Here is a 21,342-nt window from a genome sequence, read left to right on the forward strand (position 1 = left end):
ACACCGAGCCGTCGCGCATGGCGCGCGTCGGGCCGTTCGACCCGAAAATCCTACGCGCCGTTGCGCTTTGCCGCCCGCACAGCTCGGCGTTCGCATCCGCCGACGGCCACGGACGCAGCAACGTCTTCGACAATGACATACCCGACCGACCGACATCCAGCCACGACACGGCGGGTCCCTCGATCGAACCCTCGTGTCCGTGCGCGGCGCCGCGCACGGCGGGCATCGATCCGCGCGCGACGCTGCGCGTCATCCCTTCGATCCCAGTGCATTACAGGTGTCACGGCGCCCGGCGACCGGTTACCGCGCGGCGATCAGCAGCCGCATGGTGACCACCATCACACAATCGTGCGGCAAAACCTCAGGCGTTGAAGTACTTCGCCTCGGGATGCAGCAACACGAACGCGTCGGTGGACTGCTCGGGATGCAACTGCAACTCCTCCGACAGCACCACGCCGATCCGATCGGCCTCGAGCAGATCCACCAGCTTCGCGCGGTCCTCGAGTTCCGGGCACGCGCCGTAGCCGAAGGAGTAACGCGCACCCCGATAGCCGAGTTTGAAATAGTCCTGCACATCGGCCGGATCCGAATCGGCCACCGCGTGCCCTTCCAGCACCAGTTCCTCGCGAATCCGCCGATGCCAGTACTCGGCCAACGCCTCGGTCAACTGCACGCCGATGCCGTGCACCTCGAGGTAGTCGCGGTAGTTGTCGCCCGCGAACAGCTCGTTGGCGAAATCCGCGATCGGCTGCCCCATCGTGACCAGCTGGAACGGCAGCACATCCACCTGCCCCGCGGCGCGCGCCCGCTCGCGCGAGCGCACGAAGTCGGCGATGCAGAGGAAACGGTCGCGCTGCTGACGCGGGAAGGTGAACCGGTAGCGCTGCGCGGCATCGGGTTCGGGCTCGGTCAGCACGATCACGTCGTCGCCCTCGGAGACCGCGGGGAAGTACCCGTAGACCACCGCCGCGTGCTGCAGCACGCCCTCGGTGGCCAACCGGTCCAGCCAGTACCGCAGCCGCGGCCTGCCCTCGGTCTCGACCAGTTCCTCGTAGGACGGCCCTTCGCCGCCGCGCTGACCGCGCAGACCCCACTGCCCGAGGAACAGCGCCCGCTCGTCCAGCAGACCCGAATACTCCTGCACCGCGAGACCTTTGACCACCCGCGTGCCCCAGAACGGCGGCGTCGGCACCGGCAGGTCGGCGGCCACGTCGGAGCGTTCGGGCACCACCACCGGCACCTCGGCGGCCTTGCGCTTCTCCGCGATGCGCTTGGACCGCTCGTGGCGAGCCTTGCGCTCGGCGGCCTTCTCGCGCTCGGCGACGGCCTCCGGACTGTCCGGATCGGCCCCGCCGCCGCGTTTGACCGTCATGATCTCGTCCATCAGGCGCAGGCCCTCGAACGCGTCGCGCGCGTAGTGCACATCGCCGAGATAGACCTCGGTGAGATCGTTCTCCACGTAGGCGCGGGTCAGCGCGGCGCCGCCGAGCAACACCGGGAACTGGTCGGCCACGCCCTTGGCGTTGAGCTCCTCCAGGTTCTCCTTCATCACCACCGTGGACTTGACCAGCAGTCCCGACATGCCGATGACATCGGCCTTCTTGTCCACCGCGGCGTCGAGAATGGTGGCGATCGGCTGTTTGATGCCGAGGTTCACCACCTCGTAGCCGTTGTTGGACAGGATGATGTCGACCAGGTTCTTGCCGATGTCGTGCACATCGCCCTTGACGGTGGCCAGCACGATGCGGCCCTTGCCGGAATCGTCGGTGGCCTCCATATGCGGTTCCAGGTAGGCCACCGCCGTCTTCATGACCTCGGCGGACTGCAGCACGAACGGCAACTGCATCTGACCGGAGCCGAACAGTTCGCCGACGGTCTTCATGCCCGCGAGCAGCGTCTCGTTGATGATGCGCAGCGGCGGGACCTCGGTCATGGCGGCGTCGAGGTCGGCGTCCATACCGGCCTTCTCCCCGTCCACGATGCGGCGTTCCAGCCGCTCGAACAGCGGCAGCGCGGCCAGTTCCTCGGCCCTCGACGCCTTGGACGAGGCCGCCGAGACGCCCTCGAACAGGGCCATCAGCTTCTGGAGCGGGTCGTAGTCCTCGGCGCGGCGGTCGTAGACCAGGTCGAGCGCCGTCTGCCGCTGCTCTTCGGGAATCCGCGCGATCGGCAGGATCTTCGACGCGTGCACGATCGCCGAATCCAGACCGGCCTGCACGCATTCGTGCATGAAGACCGAGTTCAGCACCTGCCGCGCCGCCGGATTCAGCCCGAAGGAGATATTGGACAACCCGAGGGTGGTCTGCACCGCCGGATGGCGACGCTTGAGTTCGCGGATGGCCTCGATGGTCTCGATGCCGTCGCGGCGCGACTCCTCCTGACCGGTGCCGAGGGTGAAGGTGAGCGTATCGATGATGATGTCGCTCTCCAGCAGCCCCCAGTTGCCGGTGATGTCGGCGATGAGGCGTTCGGCGATCTCGACCTTGTGCGCCGCGGTGCGGGCCTGGCCCTCTTCGTCGATGGTCAGCGCGACGACCGCGGCGCCGTGTTCGGCGACCAGCGCCATGGTCTGCTGGAAACGCGATTCGGGACCGTCGCCGTCCTCGTAGTTCACCGAGTTGACCGCGCAGCGCCCGCCGAGGTGTTCCAGGCCCGCGCGCAGCACGTCGGTCTCGGTGGAGTCGAGCATGATCGGCAGCGTGGATGCGGTGGCGAGGCGGGCGGCCAGCGCCGTCATGTCCTTGGCGCCGTCGCGGCCGACGTAGTCGACGCACAGGTCGAGCACGTGCGCGCCGTCGCGGGTCTGGTCCTTGGCGATGTCGAGGCACTTCTGCCAGTCCTCGGCCAGCATGGCCTCGCGGAATGCCTTGGAGCCGTTGGCATTGGTGCGTTCGCCGATCATGAGCACCGAGGCGTCCTGTTCGAACGGCACCGCCGTGTACATGCTCGACACGCTCGGCTCGTGTTCGGGCCTGCGGCGCTCGGCGGGCGGCGCCAAGGTGGGTTCGACCTCCCGCACGGCCGCCGCGACCTGACGGATGTGTTCGGGCGTGGTGCCGCAGCAGCCGCCGACCAGCGCAAGCCCGAATTCGGAGACGAAGCCGCGCAGCGCCGCCGCCAGCTCCTCCGGCGTCAACGGGTACTCCGCGCCGTTGGCCCCGAGCACGGGCAGGCCCGCGTTCGGCATCACCGACACCGGGATGTTCGCGTGCCGCGACAGGTGGCGCAGATGCTCGCTCATCTCGTCGGGCCCGGTGGCGCAGTTGAGGCCGATCATGTCGATGCCGAGCGGCTCCAGCGCCGTGAGCGCCGCGCCGATCTCACTGCCGACCAGCATGGTGCCGGTGGTCTCCACCGTGACGTGGGTGATGATCGGGATCCGGCGACCCGCGCGCGCCATCGCCCGCCTGCTGCCGGTGACGGCGGCCTTGACCTGGAGCAGGTCCTGGCAGGTCTCGATCAGGATCGCGTCGGCGCCGCCGTCGAGCATGCCGAGGGCGGCCTCGACGTAGGCGTCGCGCAGCGCCGTGTAGGGGGCGTGCCCGAGGGTGGGCAGTTTGGTGCCCGGCCCCATCGACCCGAGCACGTAGCGCGGCGCGCCGTCGTGGCCGGGCCCCATCTCGTCGGCGACCTCGCGCGCCAGGCGGGTGCCGCGTTCGGACAGGTCGCGGATGCGATCGGCGATGTCGTAGTCGGCCAGGTTCGGCAGGTTGCAGCCGAAGGTGTTGGTCTCGACCGCGTCGGCGCCCGACTCGAAGTACGCGCGATGGATATGGCGCAGCACGTCGGGGCGGGTGTCGTTGAGGATCTCGTTACAGCCCTCCAGCCCGCGGAAATCGTCGAGGGTGAGGTCGGCGGCCTGCAACATCGTGCCCATCGCCCCGTCGCCGATCACGACACGCCGGGACAGCGTGTCCAGGAGCGTGGTATCGAACGCCGTGCTGTCGAGCACGGCGCTTTCCAGCGAGGAGGAGTCGGACACAGGCATGTGTACAAGCCTAGTGGGAGGGGCCGACAGGTCCCGAGCCTATCCGGCCGAGCGGACCTCGCCCGTGAGCGGCGCCACATTCCGGCGGCCGCTCGGTTCATCGCGAGCGGAATCCTTCGGACCGGAAATTTTCCAGTCGACGGGTACCGGGGAAACCGATCGCGTCGTGTGCACGCCCGCGCTTCACAGACATTAGGCTGACCGGGTGAACCCCAGTGAAACTCCCGATTCGGAACTGCCGACGTTGCGGGACCCCGTGCTGGTCGCGGCCTTCGAAGGCTGGAACGACGCGGGCGATGCCGCCAGCGGCGCCGTCGAGCATCTGGAACTGATCTGGGACGCCGAGCCGCTAGCCGAACTCGATTCCGAGGACTACTACGACTACCAGGTCAACCGTCCAACGGTGCGCCAGGTCGACGGCGTCACCAGGGAGATCCAGTGGCCGTCCACGATGCTGTCGGTGTGCTCGCCGCCCGGCAGCGACCGCGACGTCGTGCTGCTGCGCGGCATCGAACCGAATATGCGCTGGCGGAGCTTCTGCGGGGATCTGCTGGAATTCATCGAACAGCTCGGCGTCCAGACCGTGGTCATCCTCGGCGCGCTGCTCGCCGACACCCCGCACACGCGCCCGGTGCCCGTCACCGGTTCGGCCTACAGCAAAGAGGCCGCCGAACGCTTCAACCTGGAGCAGACCCGCTACGAGGGCCCCACCGGCATCACCGGCGTCCTCCAGGACCAGTGCGTGAAGGCGGGCGTGCCCGCGGTGTCGTTCTGGGCCGCGGTTCCGCACTACGTGTCCCAGCCACCCAACCCGAAGGCCACGATCGCGCTCCTACATCGCGTCGAGGACGTACTCGACATCGAGGTGCCGCTCGGCGAGCTGCCCAAGCAGTCCGAGGACTGGGAGACCGCGGTCAACGAGATGACCGTCGGCGACGAGGAGATCAGCGAGTACGTGCGCTCGCTCGAGGAGCGCGGGGATGCCGCGATCGATCTGAACGACACCATGGCCAAGATCGACGGCGACTCCATCGCGGCCGAATTCGAAAAGTACCTGCGCAGGCGGGGTCCCGGTAGCTTCGGTCTGTGAACGCCTCGGGGCCGGACGTTTCCGGCCCCACTTCCAATACCGACCGGTCCCATCGATAGGACCGAGGGCTTCCCCTAATCGGTCCCGGTGTCGGCCAACGCACTCGACTCGGCGACCTCGTCGATCGTCCACACCCGCGCCGCCGCGTCCTGAGCCAGCTTCGCGATCAACAGGTCACGCGGAATCGTCTGCCCCGCAAGGTGATCGAGCGAAGGGACGATCACGTGATGGGCGTCGGCGCGCCGCAATTCCTGGGTCAGCTCCGCGAAGGCCGCGCCGTCACCCGATGTCGACTCGTGGAAGGTCGCGGCGAAACAGAAGCCCTCTTCCCGCGCGAGGTCGCTCATCGCGATCTCCAGTTCCTCGCAATGACCTTCGGCCAAATCGTCGCGCACGTATCCATAGATCAACGCTTCCACCCGAACCTCCGTTGGACTGGGTCGCTGTTCCTTGTTTGGATCACCCCGCGCACGGGGTACCGCGGAGATGGAGCACACGGTCGGATCGAACTCGGCCGCCGAAACCCGGTGTCGTCGCCGAAACCCGGTGTGACGGCAAACCGTAGGAGCATAGCGAGCAAGGCGCCCTCGGTCCGGCGAACGGACGAACATTCCGGAACCGGCAACCTTTCCGCACACCTTCGAGGATTACCAACCCGAGCGGACACGCCCAGCTGTCAACCTCATGACATCCAAATGCCCTATACCGAACGACAAACGTTAACTGGTGCGATACTACAAGGGTGTCCTCGGGAGACGATCGACCAGTCTGGGCCATCCGTATGCGATCCGAGCGTGACGCGAGGGGGTGGTCACAAGCAGATGCGGTGCGAGTCATGCGTAGCAAGTCCTCGCACAATCTGCCGACCGACAGTACGCTGCTACGTAACTGGCGGCGTTGGGAATCCGGCGAGTCACGACCGGACGACTTCTACGCCCCCCTCATCGCCGCCGCCTTCGACACCGTGACCGCCGCTTTCTTCCCCAAGGCGCGGCCGAATCGGGACGACGAGCTGCTCTCGGCAACCGGCATGGACACCCTCGAATTCATCGGCAGACTACGGATGTCGGATGTGTCGGCCGCCACGCTGGACGCCATCCGGATCACCGCCGAACGACTGTGCTGCGAATATCCGCACGCCGATCCGCACGATCTGCACACCGAGGGCACGGCGTGGTTGCGCCGCATCACTTCCCTACTGGACGGTCGACTCACCCTGTCGCAGCATCGCGAAATCCTCGTCCTCGCGGGCTGGGTCGCCCTGCTGGTCGGCTGCGTCGACTACGACCTCGGCCGCCGCACCTCCGCCGAGGCCACCCGCCGCGCCGCCGTATCACTGGGCCGGGAAGCCGACCAGCCCGAGATCACCGGCTGGGCAGCCGAAATGGCGTCGTGGTTCGCGCTCACGCAGGGCAACTACCTCGGCGCCATCGAAGCCGCCGACCTCGCGCCCGCGGCCTGCGCGAATCTCGGTGTCGGCGTGCAACTCGCGGCGCAACGCGCCAAGGCATGGGCGCGCCTCGGCGACGGCGCCCGCGCCGAGGAGGCGCTGCGAGCGGGCCGCGCGATCCTCGAACGCCTCGACCACCCCGTCGATCTCGGCAACCATTTCGTCGTCGACCCGCAGAAGTTCGACTTCTACGCGATGGACTGCTCGCGCGTCGCGGGCGAGGACCGCATGGCCGAATCCTTCGCCAACGAGGTGATCCGCACCTCGACCGACGCCGACGGCACCGTCCGAAACCCCATGCGGGTCGCCGAAGCCCACCTGACCCTCGCCGTGGTCGCGGTGCGCGACAAGGATCTCGAACGCGCCGCACACGAGGGCGCCCTGGCCTTCGAAGGCCGTCGCCGCTCCCTGCCGTCCCTGACGTGGATCGCAGGCGAAACCGCCCGCGAACTCGTCGAGTTCTACCCCGGCGACCCCCGCACCCTCGCCTACCTGGAACAACTCCGCTCCCTGTCGACAGATTCATAACCGACCAGTTTGCTTTCCGGCGAACAGGTTCCACACATCCCACCCCGGCCGCCGCGAATCCGTCGCCGCACGCCCCCGCGATGCGATCATGTCCGCATGACGACCTGGCACGACGTCGAACAGGCCGCGCCCGACTTCGCCCGCCGAGTCCGCGCCCTGTTCGACGCCCACAAACACAAAACAATCGCAACCATCCGCCGCGACGGCGCCCCACGCATCTCCGGCATCGAATCCACCTTCGCCGACGGCAACCTCACCTTCGGCTCCATGCCCGACGCCCGCAAAGCCGACGACCTACACCGAGACCCCCGCTTCGCCCTCCACACCGCCACCGTCGACCCCGTCGAAGGCTCCGAATCCGAATGGCCGGGCGAAGCCAAGATCTCCGGCCGAGCCCTCCCCGCAGGCCCCATCCCCGACGGCCCCGAAGGCAACCTCTTCCACGCCGACATCACCGAAGTCGTCCACACCCACCTCGACGAGAAAGCCACCGTCCTCGTCATCGAATGGTGGACCCCCACCCACGGATTACAGCGCGTCGAGCGCGAGTAGTACTCCAGCCGGACTTCTGGATCACGGTGTGGGTTGGGTTCGTCGCTGGTAATGGCTGCGGCGGGCGCGGTATTGGTGTCGGCGTCGCCAGTGTGACCAGTGCATCCGGTGGCGAAGTGTGTGGACCGGTGCGGACACCAGTGTCGTGAACAGACGCCGGATTTCGTTGCGGGTCAATGCGATCAGTTCGGTGGGAGCGGGGTCGTCGGGCTGGGTGACGGCCGAGACGGTGAGGAAGGCGTGAGCAAGCATCGCGAGCAGGGTCCAGCGGTGCCAGGAGCGCCAGCTCCGGACTTGGTGCTGGTCCAGGCCGGTGAGGGTCTTGGCGGATTGGAAGTTCTCCTCCGTGGACCAGCGGCGACCGGCCACCTTCACCAGCCGGGCAAGTGGCACCGGTTGCCTGTTCCAGCAGCGGTAGTAGGCGAGTTCCCCGGTGCGCTGGTTGCGGCGGATCATCAGCCAACGATGTCCGGGGACAGAGTTGTCGCGGTCGTCGGGTCGATCTGTATCCAGGCCCAGTCGTAGATGCGGGGGCCTTTGGCTCCGTCACCAGCCGAGAGCGGCTGCCATGCCCGCTTCGGCAAGCCTTTCGCGACCGGGACAGTATGCCGTGCACTGTAATGCCGCGAACCGGTCGACGAACTACGCGGGTTGCCATTCGATGGATCTACGAAGCGCTTCGGGGCAGTGGTGTTGCGGTGGTTGCTCCTGGTTTGGCAGCATGGTCGCCGGTATGCCACTGATTTCCGATGTCGCTCGTGACAGTCTCGAGGGCTTGTCCGTCGGTGACGCGCTGGGTGCTCAATTCTTCGTGCCGGGCCGTTCGCGATCTGATCTTCTCGCCGGCCGAGCGCCTGCGGCGCCGTGGGAATGGACCGATGACACGGAGATGGCCTGTTCGGTGTATGCGCAGATCCGCGACGACGGCCGGGTCGACCGGGATCGGCTGGCGGCGGCTTTCGCCGATCGTTGCGAGCCTTACCGGGGCTACAGTGGCGGCACAGTCGCTGTGCTGCACGAGATTCGCGACGGACGGCCGTGGTCCGACGCGGCGGGCGCCTTGTTCGACGGGCGTGGCTCCTGGGGTAACGGTGCCGCGATGCGGGTCGCTCCGCTCGGAGCGTATTTCGCCGGGAATCCGGACCGCGCGGCGGCCCAGGCCGCATTGTCGGCCGAGGTGACGCATCGGCATCCGGAAGCGATTGTGGGTGCCATGGCGGTCGCCGTCGCGGCGGGGCACGCGGCGGCCACCCGCGGAAGGGATTGCGCGCCCGAGGAGTTGTTGGCCGTTGTGGAGCCGTACCTGGTCGAGGGCCGGACCGCCGGTGGTGTCCGCCGGGCTCGGCGGTTGTTGGGGCGCTCGGTGGCCGAAGCGGCGTACGAACTCGGCAACGGTGCGCAAGTCAGCGCTCAGGACACGGTGCCGTTCACCCTGTGGGCGGCCGCGACCTTTCTCGACGACTATCCCGCCGCTGTTACCGCGTGTATCGAGGCCGGTGGTGATGCGGACACCACGGCCGCCATCGTCGGCGGGATAGTGGCAGCGCGTACTGGTATCGGTGCGCGACGCGGCGTACGTGGAATACCCCCGCAGTGGTTGTCGGCGCGAGAGCCACTGCCTGCCTGGGTGACCGATGGCGACGCCCGGCAAAAGCTCGACGACAGCAACGGCTCAAACGTCCTGTAATGCCGCGACCTGTGCGTTCTACTAGGCATAAGCGTTGGCCCGCAGTTTATCTTGCGTACGTCCGTATCTGCGGAGTTCCGGGTCCAGTGATGGTGTGGGTCTTCTCTCGGAGGTTTCGAGTCGGCCGAGTGCCGCTATCGCATGATGTCGGCATGCATTGACTACCGCGAGCCCAGTGCGAGGCCGACCTGATCACCACTGCCTCGCGCGCCAATGGCATTATGTCTGCTGTGATCACAAGGCTGGCAGTCGAATCCGCCGAGAACCAATGGAAAGACTACGCCCCTATTGCGGCTGGCGTATAGGTACCGTGATAGCGGCGGTGATCGCGGGCTGGTTCCTTACGCGCAACAACAAGGAGTCCCCATACGATCAACTTGCGCAGTTGATAAAGGCTCGCGCGGATTGGCCTGAAGAACTTGAGGGTCGTGACTCTCTTGACCAGTCGATCGCGTTCGTGCTTGCCGAGATTCGCCGTGTGCAGCGAGTAGTTGCGCCTCCCGAGCCGACTGAGATCTCTCGTGAGGCGGATCGGCAGGTGGCGAAAAGCTGGCGACAGCAGTACCTAAAAAACGCTGCTCTAGCTGCTCTAGCGTTACTGCTCGGGACGTTGCTGGGATTCGCAAATATCTATACGCCTCAGTCTAATTCGACGTGGGTGTTGATCTGTATATATGGAGTATTGGCGTTACCGATCGTAGCCATCTTCGGGATAGCGATCTGGAACACGTACATCCGGCCGCTTGACCGCCGATAGCGTCCAGTTGGCGGCCAGCCCTGCTGCACGTGTCCAATCGCCGGACCCACCTCGCGCGGCGCTGGCAGAATGTCGGTGGTGATCCTCACGTGGCTGGCGCAGGCACCGACACCCGCTGAGACAGCTGTCGAGACGTCCTGGGCGTGGAAAGATCTCGGCCCCTATGCTGTTGCGATAGGGACGCTCTGCGCTGCCATCATCGCTGGCCTCTTCCTGCGCCAAAACCTCTGGAAGACGCCGTATGAACGGTTGGAGCTGCTGACGAAGGCGCGCGCCGACTGGCCTGACAGTGACCCCGACGGCCTCGCTTCTGTCGAGCGCTCGATCGCCTTCGCGCTCGAGCAGATTCGCAGGAAGGAGGGCGGCAAAGCGCATCCCGCGCCTCCCCCGCTCGTCCGCGAAGCTGAACAGCAGGTCGCCCGCGCTAGCCGCAGGACCTTCGTTGAGGTCATAGGATCGTTCGGTGCGGTTACGGCCATAGTCGGCTTCATGAGTTGGATCGACCCTGAAGGATTCGGAGTGGGCGGTGCTCTTTATGTTTTCGTAGTTGTCCTCGGGGCACCCATGCTTTACTACTTCGTAGAGGGGGTTAGGTCCTGGGGTCTTCAATACCTCCGTCGAGGCAATCCGATTGATCCTGACCGCCGATAAATCCTAATTGTCGGCGGGCACACCTTGCCAGTGCACGGTAATGCCGCGTCTGGTCTGGGGTTGGCGGCATCGTGGGTTATGAACGCTTCAACAGACATCGACACCGCCACCGGCGGTGAGGATCTCGTCCTGCGACTGGCCGCCTCAGCGTATCTGGCCCGCTACACCGGCAGTTCCCGAATCCATTGCCGATCCGACCTTCGGATCTACTTCGCCTGGTGCGCCGAACGCGACCTCGCGCCGCTGGCGACGGAGCGGGCTCAGGTCGAGCAATATGTGCGGTGGATGCAGGAGGTCCGGCGTTTCGCACCGGCCACGGTGGCACGGCGGATGGCGGTGGTGACCGGTTTCTACCGCACCTGCGTCATCGACGGCGTGATCGACCATTCACCCGCCGACTACGTCCGCCGCCCGAGGGTGTCGAACGAATCACCCACCCTGGGCCTGTCACACCTACAGTTCGAGGCCCTGCTGACCGCCGCCAGGGACTCGACCAACCCCCACGACTTCGCCCTCGTCACGATGCTCGGACTGCTCGGGTTACGGATCTCCGAAGCCTGCCGCACCGACATCTCCGACATCGGCGACGAACACGGACACCGCGTGCTACGCGTCGTCGGGAAAGGATCGAAGGTCGTACTGGTGCCGCTACCGCCCGCCATCGGCCGAGCTGTCGATCGCGCCGTCACGGATCGCGAGATCGGCCCGATACTGGTGAATTCGCGGGGTCGGCGGATGGATCGGCATTGCGCGACTCGTCGCCTGCGACGGTTGGCCGCGGTCGCGGTGGTGCGGTTGCCGCGGATGCATCCGCACATGCTGCGCCATATTGTCCCCGCTTAGTTTCCGTGTTGCGATAAGGCGGGAAGGCGCAGGGGGCCTGGGGTTTGGCTGTTGCGCCGGGGCGTGTGGCGTTTCTATTCTCGGCGTCCATGATCCTGAGCTTCTACTCGTCGCAGGGCTGGGAGTCCTGGGACGTCACGCATCGGCCGGTGATTCCGGAGGGGATGCCGGTGCTGGTCGATGACGATTTGTTGTTCGAGGACGGACCGGTCGCGGCTCGGCCGACCGTGGTGGTGAATCGGTGGTTGCGGTTGTTGCCGGCCAGTGGTGCGCCGTCGCCGAATTCGTGGGAGGCGTATGCGCGGGCGGTGCGGGATTGGATGGTATTTCTCGCCGAACACGGTGTGGGACTGTTCGATTCGCGGGACCGGTTGAAGCTGGCGCTGAGCCGGTATGCCGAGTATCGGGCTACCGGGCCGCTGCCGCGGCGGCTGGCAGCCACCACGTGGGGCCAGCACATGAGCATTCTGTCGCTGTTCTACAAGTGGGCGATCGAGGAGGGCCTGGCAGCCGCGGAGCCGTTCACCTACCGGACCGCGCGATTGTTGTTCGGCGGCACCGGTCGCGAAGTGAAGGTGAATCTGGCGGTGCGCCGGACACCGAAACCGCACGTCACAATCAAATATTTGGAGCCGGACTTCGCCGCGCTGTTCCTGGCAGGGCTGCGGGGCCTGGCACCGGACGGTGTCCTCGACACCGGCTATCACGGCCGCGAGCTGGCCCGCAACGGCGCGGTCGGAGAACTGGCCCTGTCGACTGGGCTGCGTCTGCAGGAGTTCACCCACCTGCTGACCTACGAAATCCCGTCTCTGCCAAGCAAACCCACTGTTGTTCCGATCCCGTTTTCGGTGCCGTCGGGGATCACGAAGGGCCGCAAGTTTCGCACCACCTGGATTTCCTACCAGGCGCTTGCGGCGGTGCACCGATACTTGGATCTCGACCGGGCCGTCACCGCCGTGGGCTCGGTCTGGCGGCCACGACGCGGCGAGCTGCTGATGGTCACCGAGCCGGACGCGCGCGGTGGTCGGATTAATGGTGTCCGCCGGGCCTGGGAGACGTTGACGCCGCGGGAGCGGCTTCGGTTGGTGGCACCCGGAGGCGGATCTTGTCTGATCGCGTTGCGCGGCGACGGCGGCCCGTTCATAGCCTGGGCGACGGTGTTCGAACGCACTTCCGATCGATTGCGGGCCCGGTTCGAGCCGCGGTTCCCGCACGTTCACCCCCACCGGCTGCGGCATTCGTTCGCGATGCGAACCTTGGAATACCTCGTGACCGGGCATTACCGACAGGCTGCGAAACTGGTGCGCGACACCGACGCCGATGCCGCTCTGGTGTTCTATCTGACCAAGGCCGACCCACTGCTGGTGCTGCGTGATCTTCTCGGTCACAGCTCGGTGCTCGTGACCGAGAAATACCTCAAACGTCTGGACCTGACACGGATCTACCGGGAAGCCTACGAAACTGCGGGCGCGGCCGAGGGATTGACCTCGGCGGTTGATGCGCACGCCGAGGCGGACGCCGAGTTCACCGACGACACCGCACGCGGAGGCTGCTGATGCCGGCCATCGTGAGCGAGGTCCCCTTGGCGATCTCGTGTGTGTTCAGCGACGGCTCCACGGCTCGGTTCGTGCTGGAGGATCTGCCCTGCCGAGCGTTGGTGCGGGATCTGCTGGTCGGGCTGGTGGAACTGATCCACCCGCACGGCACTGTCAATGCCGCAGGGTCGGTAGGCCACTATGAGCAGTCCATCCGCCACCTGGTCCGATATCTGGCCGATCGTGGATTCACCGGTGGGGCATCGGCTTTGAGCAAGCCGTTGATGGCCGAATATTGGATGGGCACGTCCGGGCCGAAGGAGGCATGCACGCGGCGGATGCTGCACGGAGTCCAAGTCGCAGGCGGGACGATCGATGACCGGCTGGCCGAGCTGGCGGCCGGGCGCGCATTCAACCCCCAGCGCAACCATCGTCAACTGCCGCCCTACTCGGAAGCGGACTGGGACAAGCTGATCCGCACCTGCAAGACGATCACCGACGAGACATTCGCCCGGCACCGCGCGGCCCTTGCCGCGGCCGAACGCGGCCGTCATCCCCGCGAGCACGGATGGACCGCGCAGAACCTGCGCTGGCTGCTGGCCCGTGTCGGGCCGGTCGGGGTGGTCGCCTTCGGCGAGCATCTGGGCTGCTCACACAACGTGGTCTGGCAACACGGCGGTGTCCTCGACGCCAGCCGCGACCTGTTTCCCGACCTGAACACGGTGATCGCCTACAAGCTGCTGTTCGGCGCTTACTGCGGCATAGTCCCCGACGGCATCGACGACCTGGTCGCCGACGACATCGATTGGGCGGGTGACTCCACGATCCTGCTGTCCTACATCAAGGGCCGCACTGCGGCCGAGAGCCTGAATCTGCCACGCAACGCGGTCCGTTTGCTCGAGCAGTGGCTGTCGCATTCGGCACTGCTGCGCAGCCACGCCGGTCCGAACGAGCGCACGCAGTTGTGGTTGCGGCTCTGCCAACCCGGCGGCACGGAGCTGTCGGCCAAGGCTGGAGGCGGCGCACGAATGGGCATACAGCGCTGGGTTGTTCGTCACGGCCTGCTCGATTCCGAGGGCCATCCACTGAAGATCCACCGATCCCGGATCCGCACCACCTTCCACGCCTCACGGGACAAGACGACCTGGGCTGGACGCGGACGCGCCACCATCGACCCGAACCACACCCCGGCGGTCGAAGGCGACCGATACCTCACCGCCACCACCCCCGCGCAGCAACAGGCCGTCGAGGCGATCGTCGAAGACGCTCAGCATGACCTGCTGCGCCGCGCCCAGCCACCTACCGTGCTCACCGAGGACCGCGCTGCCGAGCTGGCCCGCGATTATCCGCGGCTCGTCGCCGAACTCGGGCTCGACAACACCGCGCTGGCCGAGCTGGTCGGCGGCGACCGAGACGTGTTCACCGCAGCCTGCGCCGACCAGTTGTCCGGACTGCACGGACCCAAAGGCAAGCCCTGCCCGGCACGCCCCTGGATCTGCCTGCTCTGCCCGCTGTCCGTGTTCGCACCCCGGCACGCAGTGAATCTGTTGCGGCTCAGAGCATTCTTCAGTCGCAATGGCAGCAGATGCCCGCCGCCCAGTTCATGGCCGTATTCGGTCCCTACGCCCACCGCATCGACCACGTCCTGGACCGATTCGACCCGGTGGTCGTTGCCCGCGCCGCCGAGCGCGTCACCGACACCGACACCGAGATCCCCTTGCGCCCCGAGGAGTTCACACGATGACCGTTGCGTTCAGCGGTGAAGACCCATACCGGCGTTCACCGTTCGCCGGGGCCGACATCTGCGCGGAGGCCGGCCTGACATTGCCCGCCAGTGCACCTCGTCCGCTATTCGAGCATGATCGCTGGGACTTCACCGACGTCATCGGCTTGCCAGTTCAGATGTCGATGGTGAACCGGCGATTCGTCTTCACCACGATCGCCGAACCCCGCTGGCGGCTGCTTGCCAAGGAACAGATCGTCGCGATGCTCGCGCCCCGCCACGACGCGGTCGCGCTGCTGCCGCGCGGCTATCGCACGCCGCTGCATCTCAACACCGCCAAGGCCCGCCTCGACGAGCTCACTCGATTCCTGGCCTGGCTCACCGAACGGCAGATCACGAGCCTGGCTGTCGTCACCGACACCGATTGCGAGAACTATCTTGCCCACCGCCGTTACCTCCTCGACGACAATGGCCATGTCGTGGGCGAACGATCGCCCGCGACCAGGCGGGCCGCGGCCCAGATCGTCGTCGACCTGATCAACCATCGGGAGTTGTTCACCAGCGACCGGGTCACGGCCACGCTCCGGCCCTGGGGCGGAGCAGCACCCTCGGCGATCGCCGAAATGCCCTCCGGCACGGGCCAGAACAAAACGCAGCCACTCGACGACACAGTCCTACGGCCGCTGCTGAGCGCGGCCACCTACCTGGTCGAGGTGATCGCACCGCACGCGATCACGCTGGCCCGCCAAGTCGCCGACGCCAATCGGAAGTGGTCGATCCGGCACGGAGCGCACACCCCGACCGGGCGGCTGCCGCTCGCGGAATTCCTCCGACTGCTCGCCGGCTACAAGCGCCGAGGCGAACCGCTGCCGATGCTGCCCGAGCACTGGGTTCGTAGACGCATCACCCAAGGCTGGTCACCGCAGGACCCGCTGGTTGCGATCTCGTTGGGAGTTCTGGCCCGACAGGCCGGATTCACCCAGTTCATGACCGACTGGCTGCCCCATCTGCGTCCCCGCGTCGAGGCCACACTGAACTTGGTTGGCGCCCAACGCCAATTCGCCCGCGACGCTGCCCTGGTCGGACGAGCCGACACCGGTGACCAGGTCACTTGGACAGTCCCGCTGGACCGCGAACAAGCCGTCGCCGTTGTCGGGATCGTCCGCACCGCCGCGATCACACTGCTGGCGGCCTTGTCCGGCATGCGTTCGAGCGAATTGATGGAACTACAGGTTGGCTGCTGCCGCCCGCCGGAACGCCATGGTCCGGATCTGGTGCGCTATCGGCTGGCCAGCCGCGTGGTCAAAGGCCAGCGCCTCGGCGGCGTCGCTGACGAATGGGTCGTCATCGAACCGGTCTATCGAGCCGTTCAATTGATCGAACGACTGCACGACAATCCCGAACCCGGCGCACTGCTGCTGGGCCGGTTCGCCTTCGACGTCCGCAGCACCTGGCTGCGGAACTGGGTCAACGGACCGACCGGTCAACGACTCGGGCTCGCCTCGATCCCCGAGACCGCCGTCAGCCTGCGCGCCCTGCGCCGCACACTGGCTATCGAGCTGGCCTACCGGCCAGGCGGAATGCTGGCCGCGAAATGGCACCTCAAGCACATCGCCGTCGCCACGACCGAAGGATATGTCTCTAAGCCCGGCGGGGCACAAGCCGAACTGTTGACCGAGGTGAACAAGCACGAAGCCGACCGCAACCTGGAGCTGGTCTGGACCGAATTCCGCAACTACCAGCAAGGCATCATGCCCGCCGGACCCGGCGCACGGGAACTGACCGAATTCTTCGCCCACGTCGACGGCGAACTCTTCGACCCGGCTGCGCCGAAAACCCAAGCCAGCGACCGGGAGATCCTCGACCTGCTCACCAAACGAGCCCACACCCTTCACCTCGGAACCGCGAACTACTGCTGGTTCACTGACCCCTCCCGCGCGCTCTGCCTCAAGCTCGCCGGCACCCCACACGCCGACCGGCCGCTGGCAGGAATGTGTGATTCAGCGCGCTGCCCGCAGGCCACCCATCACCAGCACCATCGGCCCGTCTGGGCCGAACACGCCCAGCAGACCAAGACCTTCCTCGGCAGCCTCGGCACGACCCGGCGCACCGACAAGGCCCGATTGCAAGCCGACTACGACCGGGCCCTGCGCGTCATCGACGCCATCGACGCCGCTGCCGCCACAGATCTCCCACAGGACCATGCATGAGAATTACCGCTGCACAACGCATCCAAAACGAGTACCGCATCCGCGCCGCCATGGATCGCCTGCTGCGCGGAGAGATTCCACCCGGCGGGGGCTGCGACATCAAAACCCTCGCCCGCGAGGCGGGCCTCGACCGCACCGCGTTCTACGGCAGCCGCCCCTATGCCCACCTGCGCACCGAGTTCGAACAACGGGTCCAGCAACTCCAGGACGCCGGGCAAACTCCCGACCCGAGGACCTCGCAGATCGAGCGACTGAAGTCCGAGCTCGATAAGCTCAGAAATCGCCTGAACCAGGCGAATTCGACGGTCGAGGAACTTTCCGTCTTCCGGACTCAGGCCCTCGCACGACTCGCGGCTCAGCACGAGGAGATCCTGCGCCTGCGCGCCGCACCGGACCCCAACACCAACATCACCCGCCTGCCACCGACACGGCAGAAGATCATCGGCCCATGCTGACCCGGACGAACGCCCCGACATCGCGACGATGGGCACCGGATCCGATACCTATCTGGGCCGATTCCGGCAGACTCGAACCCATGTCGATACCCTCAATCGTCACAGACACCGTCGAATTCTATCTGGCCCTGGCCGACGCCGAGGCCCCCGGTTTGATCGAAGGTCTCTATCTGGAAGGGTCGGTGGCACTGGGGGATTTCCGCCCCGAGGCCGGCGACATCGACTTCGTCGCGGTGACCGCGGCACCGCCCGATGCCGCAGCGCTGGCCACGCTGGAACGAATCCACACACAACTGCGCCAGCAGCAACGTCGACCATTCTTCGACGGGACCTACCTCACCTGGAACGACCTCACCGCAGGCCCGGCCGCTGCCATCGGCCGACCATTCAGCCACGAAGGACAACTGCAGGCGAAATCGGGTGCAGGCCCACAAACCCCGGTCACCTGGCACACCCTCGCCCACCACGGCGTCGCGTTACGGGGACCGGCCATCGGCGACCTCGACATCTGGACCGACCCTGCCGCACTTGCCGCCTGGCAGAACACCAACCTCGAAAACTACTGGGCGAGCGGACTATCCCGCGCCGCCCGGCTGATCAGCAAACCCGGGCTCGGCCTGCTCACCGACTACGGCACAGTCTGGACAGTCACCGGCATCGCCCGACTCCACTACACCCTCGCCACCGGCGACATCACTTCCAAAGACGGCGCAGGCCGCCACGCCCTGCACACCTTCCCCGACCGCTGGCATCGCATCATCAATGAGGCACTACGGCTTCGCCGTGGCGACTCCCGACAAACGCTCTACCGAAACCCACTGGCCCGCAGACGCGACATTCTGGCCTTCGGCCACATGGCGATCGCCGACGCCCACAACATCTATGACAACCGATCCGCACCTGACGTCGGCTGAAGCCACCGAGCGGCCCACGCCAAGCAGAACCCAGTCGAGTGACATGCATCACTTGACACGGAAGATTATCGCAACACGCCCGCCACCGCCGTTGCGCACGTCACGATCGCCATCTCGGCCAATCAAACGCACACAGACCTATCTGCACACGGTCTCTGCGGAGACAAGCCACACGTACGTCACCACCATGCTCGACGCAGGCGTCGGTTTACGGGATGTCCAGATCGCCGCCCGTCACGCCGACCCGCGCACCACGATGCGTTACCACCGAGCACGCAAGAACCTGGATCGGCATCCGAACTACATCCTCGCCGCCTATATGGCCTCGGGCACATGACACCCGAACCCCGCATGCCGAATAGTGCGCGTTCACATGGGCCATCGGCACGAACGGTTCCTTCAGCCTGAAGTAGCGGGCATCCTGAACAACAAAAGTTCCGAAAACCGAGGACTGACTGATCAGTCGACTGGAACGGCCGCATGGACACGGTCAAGCGACCGTCGCAGCATGCGCACCCAAGGTGACCACCGGGCAGGTTCGGCCGGCGGGTGCCCCACCGCTGTCGCCGCACGATCGAGCAGTTCCTCGATCACCGCGTCGTGCAACCAGCGGATGGCGAAGGTCCACAATAGCCAGCCGCGCGGCTCGCGGGCCCGCGCGACGACGAGATGTCTTATCACGCAACCGTACTCGCCACGATCAATGATCTCGAAGGTATGAGCGCCCGCGAACGGCATGCTCGGCGCGAAGGTGAATTCCACTGTGCGTCCGGGTTCATAGGCCGTGCAGGCGTAACGGATGGTGCCATGGCCGCCGTCAGCACCGACCTGCAATGGCCGGTCCAATGCCAGGGCCGGCCATTGGTCGGCGGGCCACAGCGGATTGCCGGGCTCGGCCACGGTGTCGAGCAGCGCGCCGGCCTGCTGCGCGGACACCGGCAGTTCTCGCTGGTGGATATTCCAGATCATCGACTCGCCCACTTCCATACGGTGCCGTATGGTTTCGCTCCATACGGTACCGTACGGCGCCATGGCGGAGAAGAGGCGACGGCTCAGCCGCGACGATTGGATCGCGGCCGCGCTGACGGCACTGGCCGAAGGTGGAGTGGGTGCGGTCGCCATCGAACCGCTTGCCGCGCGACTGGGTGCGACGAAAGGCAGCGCCTACTGGCATTTCGCGAACCGGGACGAGTTGCTGCGGGCAGCCCTGCAGCGCTGGGAGCACGACGAGACCGATGCCGTGATCGCCCTGGTATCGACCGAACCGGACCCGGCTGTCGGCCTTCGGACCCTCTTGGGCGCTGCGCTGTCGCATCCGCAGGAGAACCTCACGATCCTGCTGGCCGGTGCCATGGACCCGCTGGTCGAACCCGTCCTGACCCGAGTCACCAACCGCCGCATCGACTATCTGACGGAGCTGTTCGTCCGGCTCGGCTTCGATGGCGAGGCAGCCCGGCACCACGCAGTGCTGGCGTACTCGGCGTACCTAGGTACCGGACAGCTCTGGCGGACAGCGCGCGGCGCGTTGCCCGCAAACGCCGACGCCTGGGATTCCTACCTGGACGAGATATGGCGGGTATTGACCGAGGCTGGATCCTGAGCTGCGGCCGGGCGACGCGCTGCAATGCCGCGAACCGATCGGTTTGGAAATGTGAAGATCGTTGGGCAACTCAGGATCTCGCGCCATGGCCGCACCTGCCGATGAGCGTGCGTAGTGCCGGCGAGTCCGCCGTCCAACTCGTTGCCGTCGAAGCGACCTCACCGCAGCCAGGGTTCCCCACGGATCGGCTGGTCGTTGCGGACTCGCTGTTCGTTGTCGCGGAACCGGGGCTCGTAGTGTGCGAAGAAGACCTTGCCGATGAGATCGCGGCGGCTGCGGACGCCGGTCTTGTCGAAGATACTTTTGAGGTGTTGCTGGACGGTGTAAGCGGAGAGCACCAGGTCGGCGGCGATCTGGGAGGTCGACGCGCCCTGCAGGACCAGCCGGGTGACGTCCTTCTCGCGTTCGGTCAAACCGTAGGCGGACATGAGCAGCGGGTACAAGCGGCCCGGGTCGGCGGGCTCGATGATGATGGCGATGCGTCGGTCACCGGTCGAGTTCAGGCAGGCGCCGTGCAGGACGACCCAGGTACCGGTTCGTGAAAGCACCCGGACCACGGTGACGTCGCCGCTGTGCGAATGCTCGGCTGCGCGCAGCGTCCGGCCGGCCAGCGTGAGGACCGCGGACGGCAGCCGACCGATCTCCCAATCGCCATCGGGCAGTTCCGAAAGCCATTGCGCGACACCGGGTGTGGTGGATTCGACGGCGCAGTTGTGATCGAGAACGAGCAGCCCCGGCGAATCGGCGAAGTCGGGTTCTCGCGCCTGACCAAGCAGCAGCGCCGCGCGGGCGCCTTCGGCGAGCAAGGGCGCTACCGTTCGCACGAAGTGTTTCTCGCCATCGGAGAACATCGGCGCCTTGGGCTCGCGGTAGAGAGCGAGCGCGCCCCAGACCTCGCCAGAACGGGTTCGCAGGCGAGTGACGAGTTCTTGGTCGCCCCCCATGGTCATGTTTCGATGCCACCGGGGGCTGCTCGACGGGTTACCGCCGGTCATCTCGTGGAGGGTGGAGATGCCGGACTGCGAGCGGGCCACGTCCGCGAGTTGGTTGACGTCGTCGGAGTAATACTCGCTGACCAGCCACTCACTGGGGAACTCATCGAGTCCGCGGTGGAAGTGGCTGGTCATCAGCAGTGAGGCCGGGTCCAGGGTGTAGAAGCACGGAGTCCAATAGTGGGGGACGGCGCGTGCGAGGACCTCGGTCGACTCATTCCAGAGGGTCACCAGATCGCGTGGTTCGCCACACAGCCGGGTGATCTTCTCCGCCGCTCGCTGAAAAGTGTCCGCGCTCATCCCTCAACGGTACGACCAGCAACAATGCCGCGGAATGCCAAATTTGTGGTATTCCGGCGCGGCGGGC

General features: G+C 66.3%; 18 protein-coding genes. 13 read left to right on the forward strand and 5 right to left on the reverse strand.

The genetic code is table 11. The features are described from left to right. Positions 1-361 precede the first annotated feature (361 nt). Complete coding sequence (gene metH, locus IT779_RS00075; protein WP_196147062.1) at positions 362-3,988, reverse strand: methionine synthase; 3,627 nt, start codon at positions 3,986-3,988, stop codon at positions 362-364. Positions 3,989-4,193: 205 nt separating this feature from the next. On the opposite strand from metH, the gene IT779_RS00080 reads away from it, so the two are divergent. Continuing rightward, positions 4,194-5,078: a PAC2 family protein gene (locus tag IT779_RS00080; protein ID WP_196147063.1), complete on the forward strand. Its 885-nt coding sequence runs from the start codon at positions 4,194-4,196 to the stop codon at positions 5,076-5,078. 74 nt (positions 5,079-5,152) lie between these two features. Here the strand turns inward: IT779_RS00080 and IT779_RS00085 are convergent, their stop codons facing one another. Beyond that, complete coding sequence (locus IT779_RS00085; RefSeq protein WP_196147064.1) at positions 5,153-5,497, reverse strand: hypothetical protein; 345 nt, start codon at positions 5,495-5,497, stop codon at positions 5,153-5,155. Between the two features lie 416 nt (positions 5,498-5,913). Here IT779_RS00085 and IT779_RS00090 point away from each other — a divergent pair, with 416 nt between their 5' ends. Beyond that, entirely contained in the window at positions 5,914-7,056 is a 1,143-nt protein-coding gene (locus tag IT779_RS00090; protein WP_196147065.1) for an XRE family transcriptional regulator, read from the forward strand. Positions 7,057-7,152: 96 nt separating this feature from the next. After that, positions 7,153-7,608 (forward strand): pyridoxamine 5'-phosphate oxidase family protein, encoded by a 456-nt coding sequence (locus tag IT779_RS00095; protein WP_196147066.1) that lies wholly within the window; start codon positions 7,153-7,155, stop codon positions 7,606-7,608. Between the two features lie 21 nt (positions 7,609-7,629). On the opposite strand, the gene IT779_RS00100 is transcribed toward IT779_RS00095, so the two are convergent. After that, positions 7,630-8,064 (reverse strand): hypothetical protein, encoded by a 435-nt coding sequence (locus IT779_RS00100; RefSeq protein ID WP_196147067.1) that lies wholly within the window; start codon positions 8,062-8,064, stop codon positions 7,630-7,632. A 112-nt stretch (positions 8,065-8,176) separates the two neighbouring features. Between IT779_RS00100 and IT779_RS00105 the strand changes: the two genes are divergently transcribed. The 9 genes from IT779_RS00105 (at position 8,177) to IT779_RS00145 (ending at position 18,720) form a co-directional block, all read left to right on the forward strand. Beyond that, the gene (locus IT779_RS00105; RefSeq protein ID WP_232541327.1) at positions 8,177-9,295 is read left to right on the forward strand and encodes an ADP-ribosylglycohydrolase family protein; all 1,119 of its coding nucleotides are present in this window, start codon (positions 8,177-8,179) and stop codon (positions 9,293-9,295) included. A gap of 835 nt (positions 9,296-10,130) precedes the next feature. Next, a complete protein-coding gene (locus IT779_RS00110) occupies positions 10,131-10,703 on the forward strand; it encodes a hypothetical protein (RefSeq protein ID WP_196147068.1) in 573 nt (190 codons plus the stop codon). A gap of 78 nt (positions 10,704-10,781) precedes the next feature. Continuing rightward, entirely contained in the window at positions 10,782-11,546 is a 765-nt protein-coding gene (locus tag IT779_RS00115; protein ID WP_196147069.1) for a tyrosine-type recombinase/integrase, read from the forward strand. Between the two features lie 89 nt (positions 11,547-11,635). Further along, the gene (locus tag IT779_RS00120; protein ID WP_196147070.1) at positions 11,636-13,102 is read left to right on the forward strand and encodes a tyrosine-type recombinase/integrase; all 1,467 of its coding nucleotides are present in this window, start codon (positions 11,636-11,638) and stop codon (positions 13,100-13,102) included. Next, complete coding sequence (locus IT779_RS00125) at positions 13,102-14,844, forward strand: hypothetical protein (RefSeq protein WP_232541328.1); 1,743 nt, start codon at positions 13,102-13,104, stop codon at positions 14,842-14,844. Before IT779_RS00120 ends, IT779_RS00125 begins: the two co-directional genes overlap by 1 nt. Next, on the forward strand, positions 14,822-17,014 hold the full coding sequence (locus IT779_RS00130; protein WP_196147071.1) for a site-specific integrase: 2,193 nt from the start codon (positions 14,822-14,824) through the stop codon (positions 17,012-17,014). Before IT779_RS00125 ends, IT779_RS00130 begins: the two co-directional genes overlap by 23 nt. 50 nt (positions 17,015-17,064) lie before the next feature. Further along, complete coding sequence (locus IT779_RS00135; protein ID WP_232541329.1) at positions 17,065-17,469, forward strand: hypothetical protein; 405 nt, start codon at positions 17,065-17,067, stop codon at positions 17,467-17,469. Continuing rightward, positions 17,463-18,383: an aminoglycoside adenylyltransferase domain-containing protein gene (locus IT779_RS00140; protein WP_196147073.1), complete on the forward strand. Its 921-nt coding sequence runs from the start codon at positions 17,463-17,465 to the stop codon at positions 18,381-18,383. Before IT779_RS00135 ends, IT779_RS00140 begins: the two co-directional genes overlap by 7 nt. A gap of 187 nt (positions 18,384-18,570) precedes the next feature. Continuing rightward, entirely contained in the window at positions 18,571-18,720 is a 150-nt protein-coding gene (locus IT779_RS00145) for a hypothetical protein (protein WP_198428012.1), read from the forward strand. A gap of 122 nt (positions 18,721-18,842) precedes the next feature. On the opposite strand, the gene IT779_RS00150 is transcribed toward IT779_RS00145, so the two are convergent. After that, positions 18,843-19,364, reverse strand: a complete 522-nt coding sequence (locus IT779_RS00150) for an SRPBCC family protein (protein ID WP_232541330.1) — start codon at positions 19,362-19,364, stop codon at positions 18,843-18,845. 49 nt (positions 19,365-19,413) lie between these two features. Between IT779_RS00150 and IT779_RS00155 the strand changes: the two genes are divergently transcribed. Then, positions 19,414-19,983 carry a TetR/AcrR family transcriptional regulator gene (locus tag IT779_RS00155; protein WP_196147074.1) on the forward strand — a complete coding sequence of 190 codons (570 nt, stop codon included), beginning with the start codon at positions 19,414-19,416 and terminating at the stop codon, positions 19,981-19,983. Positions 19,984-20,141: 158 nt separating this feature from the next. Here IT779_RS00155 and IT779_RS00160 read toward each other — a convergent pair whose 3' ends face one another. Continuing rightward, complete coding sequence (locus tag IT779_RS00160; protein WP_196147075.1) at positions 20,142-21,275, reverse strand: helix-turn-helix transcriptional regulator; 1,134 nt, start codon at positions 21,273-21,275, stop codon at positions 20,142-20,144. Positions 21,276-21,342: the final 67 nt, after the last annotated feature.

It is taken from the genome of Nocardia bovistercoris (assembly GCF_015674855.1).
Lineage (GTDB): Bacteria > Actinomycetota > Actinomycetes > Mycobacteriales > Mycobacteriaceae > Nocardia > Nocardia bovistercoris.

What these genes read in the sequence shown, in the direction of transcription:
- IT779_RS00145 (WP_198428012.1), top strand. Translation starts at nt 18,571, where the DNA reads ATGCTCGACGCAGGCGTCGGTTTACGGGATGTCCAGATCGCCGCCCGT.
- IT779_RS00090 (WP_196147065.1), top strand. Translation starts at nt 5,914, where the DNA reads ATGCGTAGCAAGTCCTCGCACAATCTGCCGACCGACAGTACGCTGCTA.
- IT779_RS00160 (WP_196147075.1), bottom strand. Translation starts at nt 21,275, where the DNA reads ATGAGCGCGGACACTTTTCAGCGAGCGGCGGAGAAGATCACCCGGCTG.
- metH (WP_196147062.1), bottom strand. Translation starts at nt 3,988, where the DNA reads ATGCCTGTGTCCGACTCCTCCTCGCTGGAAAGCGCCGTGCTCGACAGC.
- IT779_RS00095 (WP_196147066.1), top strand. Translation starts at nt 7,153, where the DNA reads ATGACGACCTGGCACGACGTCGAACAGGCCGCGCCCGACTTCGCCCGC.
- IT779_RS00135 (WP_232541329.1), top strand. Translation starts at nt 17,065, where the DNA reads ATGGATCGCCTGCTGCGCGGAGAGATTCCACCCGGCGGGGGCTGCGAC.
- IT779_RS00120 (WP_196147070.1), top strand. Translation starts at nt 11,636, where the DNA reads ATGATCCTGAGCTTCTACTCGTCGCAGGGCTGGGAGTCCTGGGACGTC.
- IT779_RS00125 (WP_232541328.1), top strand. Translation starts at nt 13,102, where the DNA reads ATGCCGGCCATCGTGAGCGAGGTCCCCTTGGCGATCTCGTGTGTGTTC.
- IT779_RS00115 (WP_196147069.1), top strand. Translation starts at nt 10,782, where the DNA reads ATGAACGCTTCAACAGACATCGACACCGCCACCGGCGGTGAGGATCTC.
- IT779_RS00100 (WP_196147067.1), bottom strand. Translation starts at nt 8,064, where the DNA reads ATGATCCGCCGCAACCAGCGCACCGGGGAACTCGCCTACTACCGCTGC.
- IT779_RS00155 (WP_196147074.1), top strand. Translation starts at nt 19,414, where the DNA reads ATGGCGGAGAAGAGGCGACGGCTCAGCCGCGACGATTGGATCGCGGCC.
- IT779_RS00130 (WP_196147071.1), top strand. Translation starts at nt 14,822, where the DNA reads ATGACCGTTGCGTTCAGCGGTGAAGACCCATACCGGCGTTCACCGTTC.
- IT779_RS00140 (WP_196147073.1), top strand. Translation starts at nt 17,463, where the DNA reads ATGCTGACCCGGACGAACGCCCCGACATCGCGACGATGGGCACCGGAT.
- IT779_RS00105 (WP_232541327.1), top strand. Translation starts at nt 8,177, where the DNA reads ATGCCCGCTTCGGCAAGCCTTTCGCGACCGGGACAGTATGCCGTGCAC.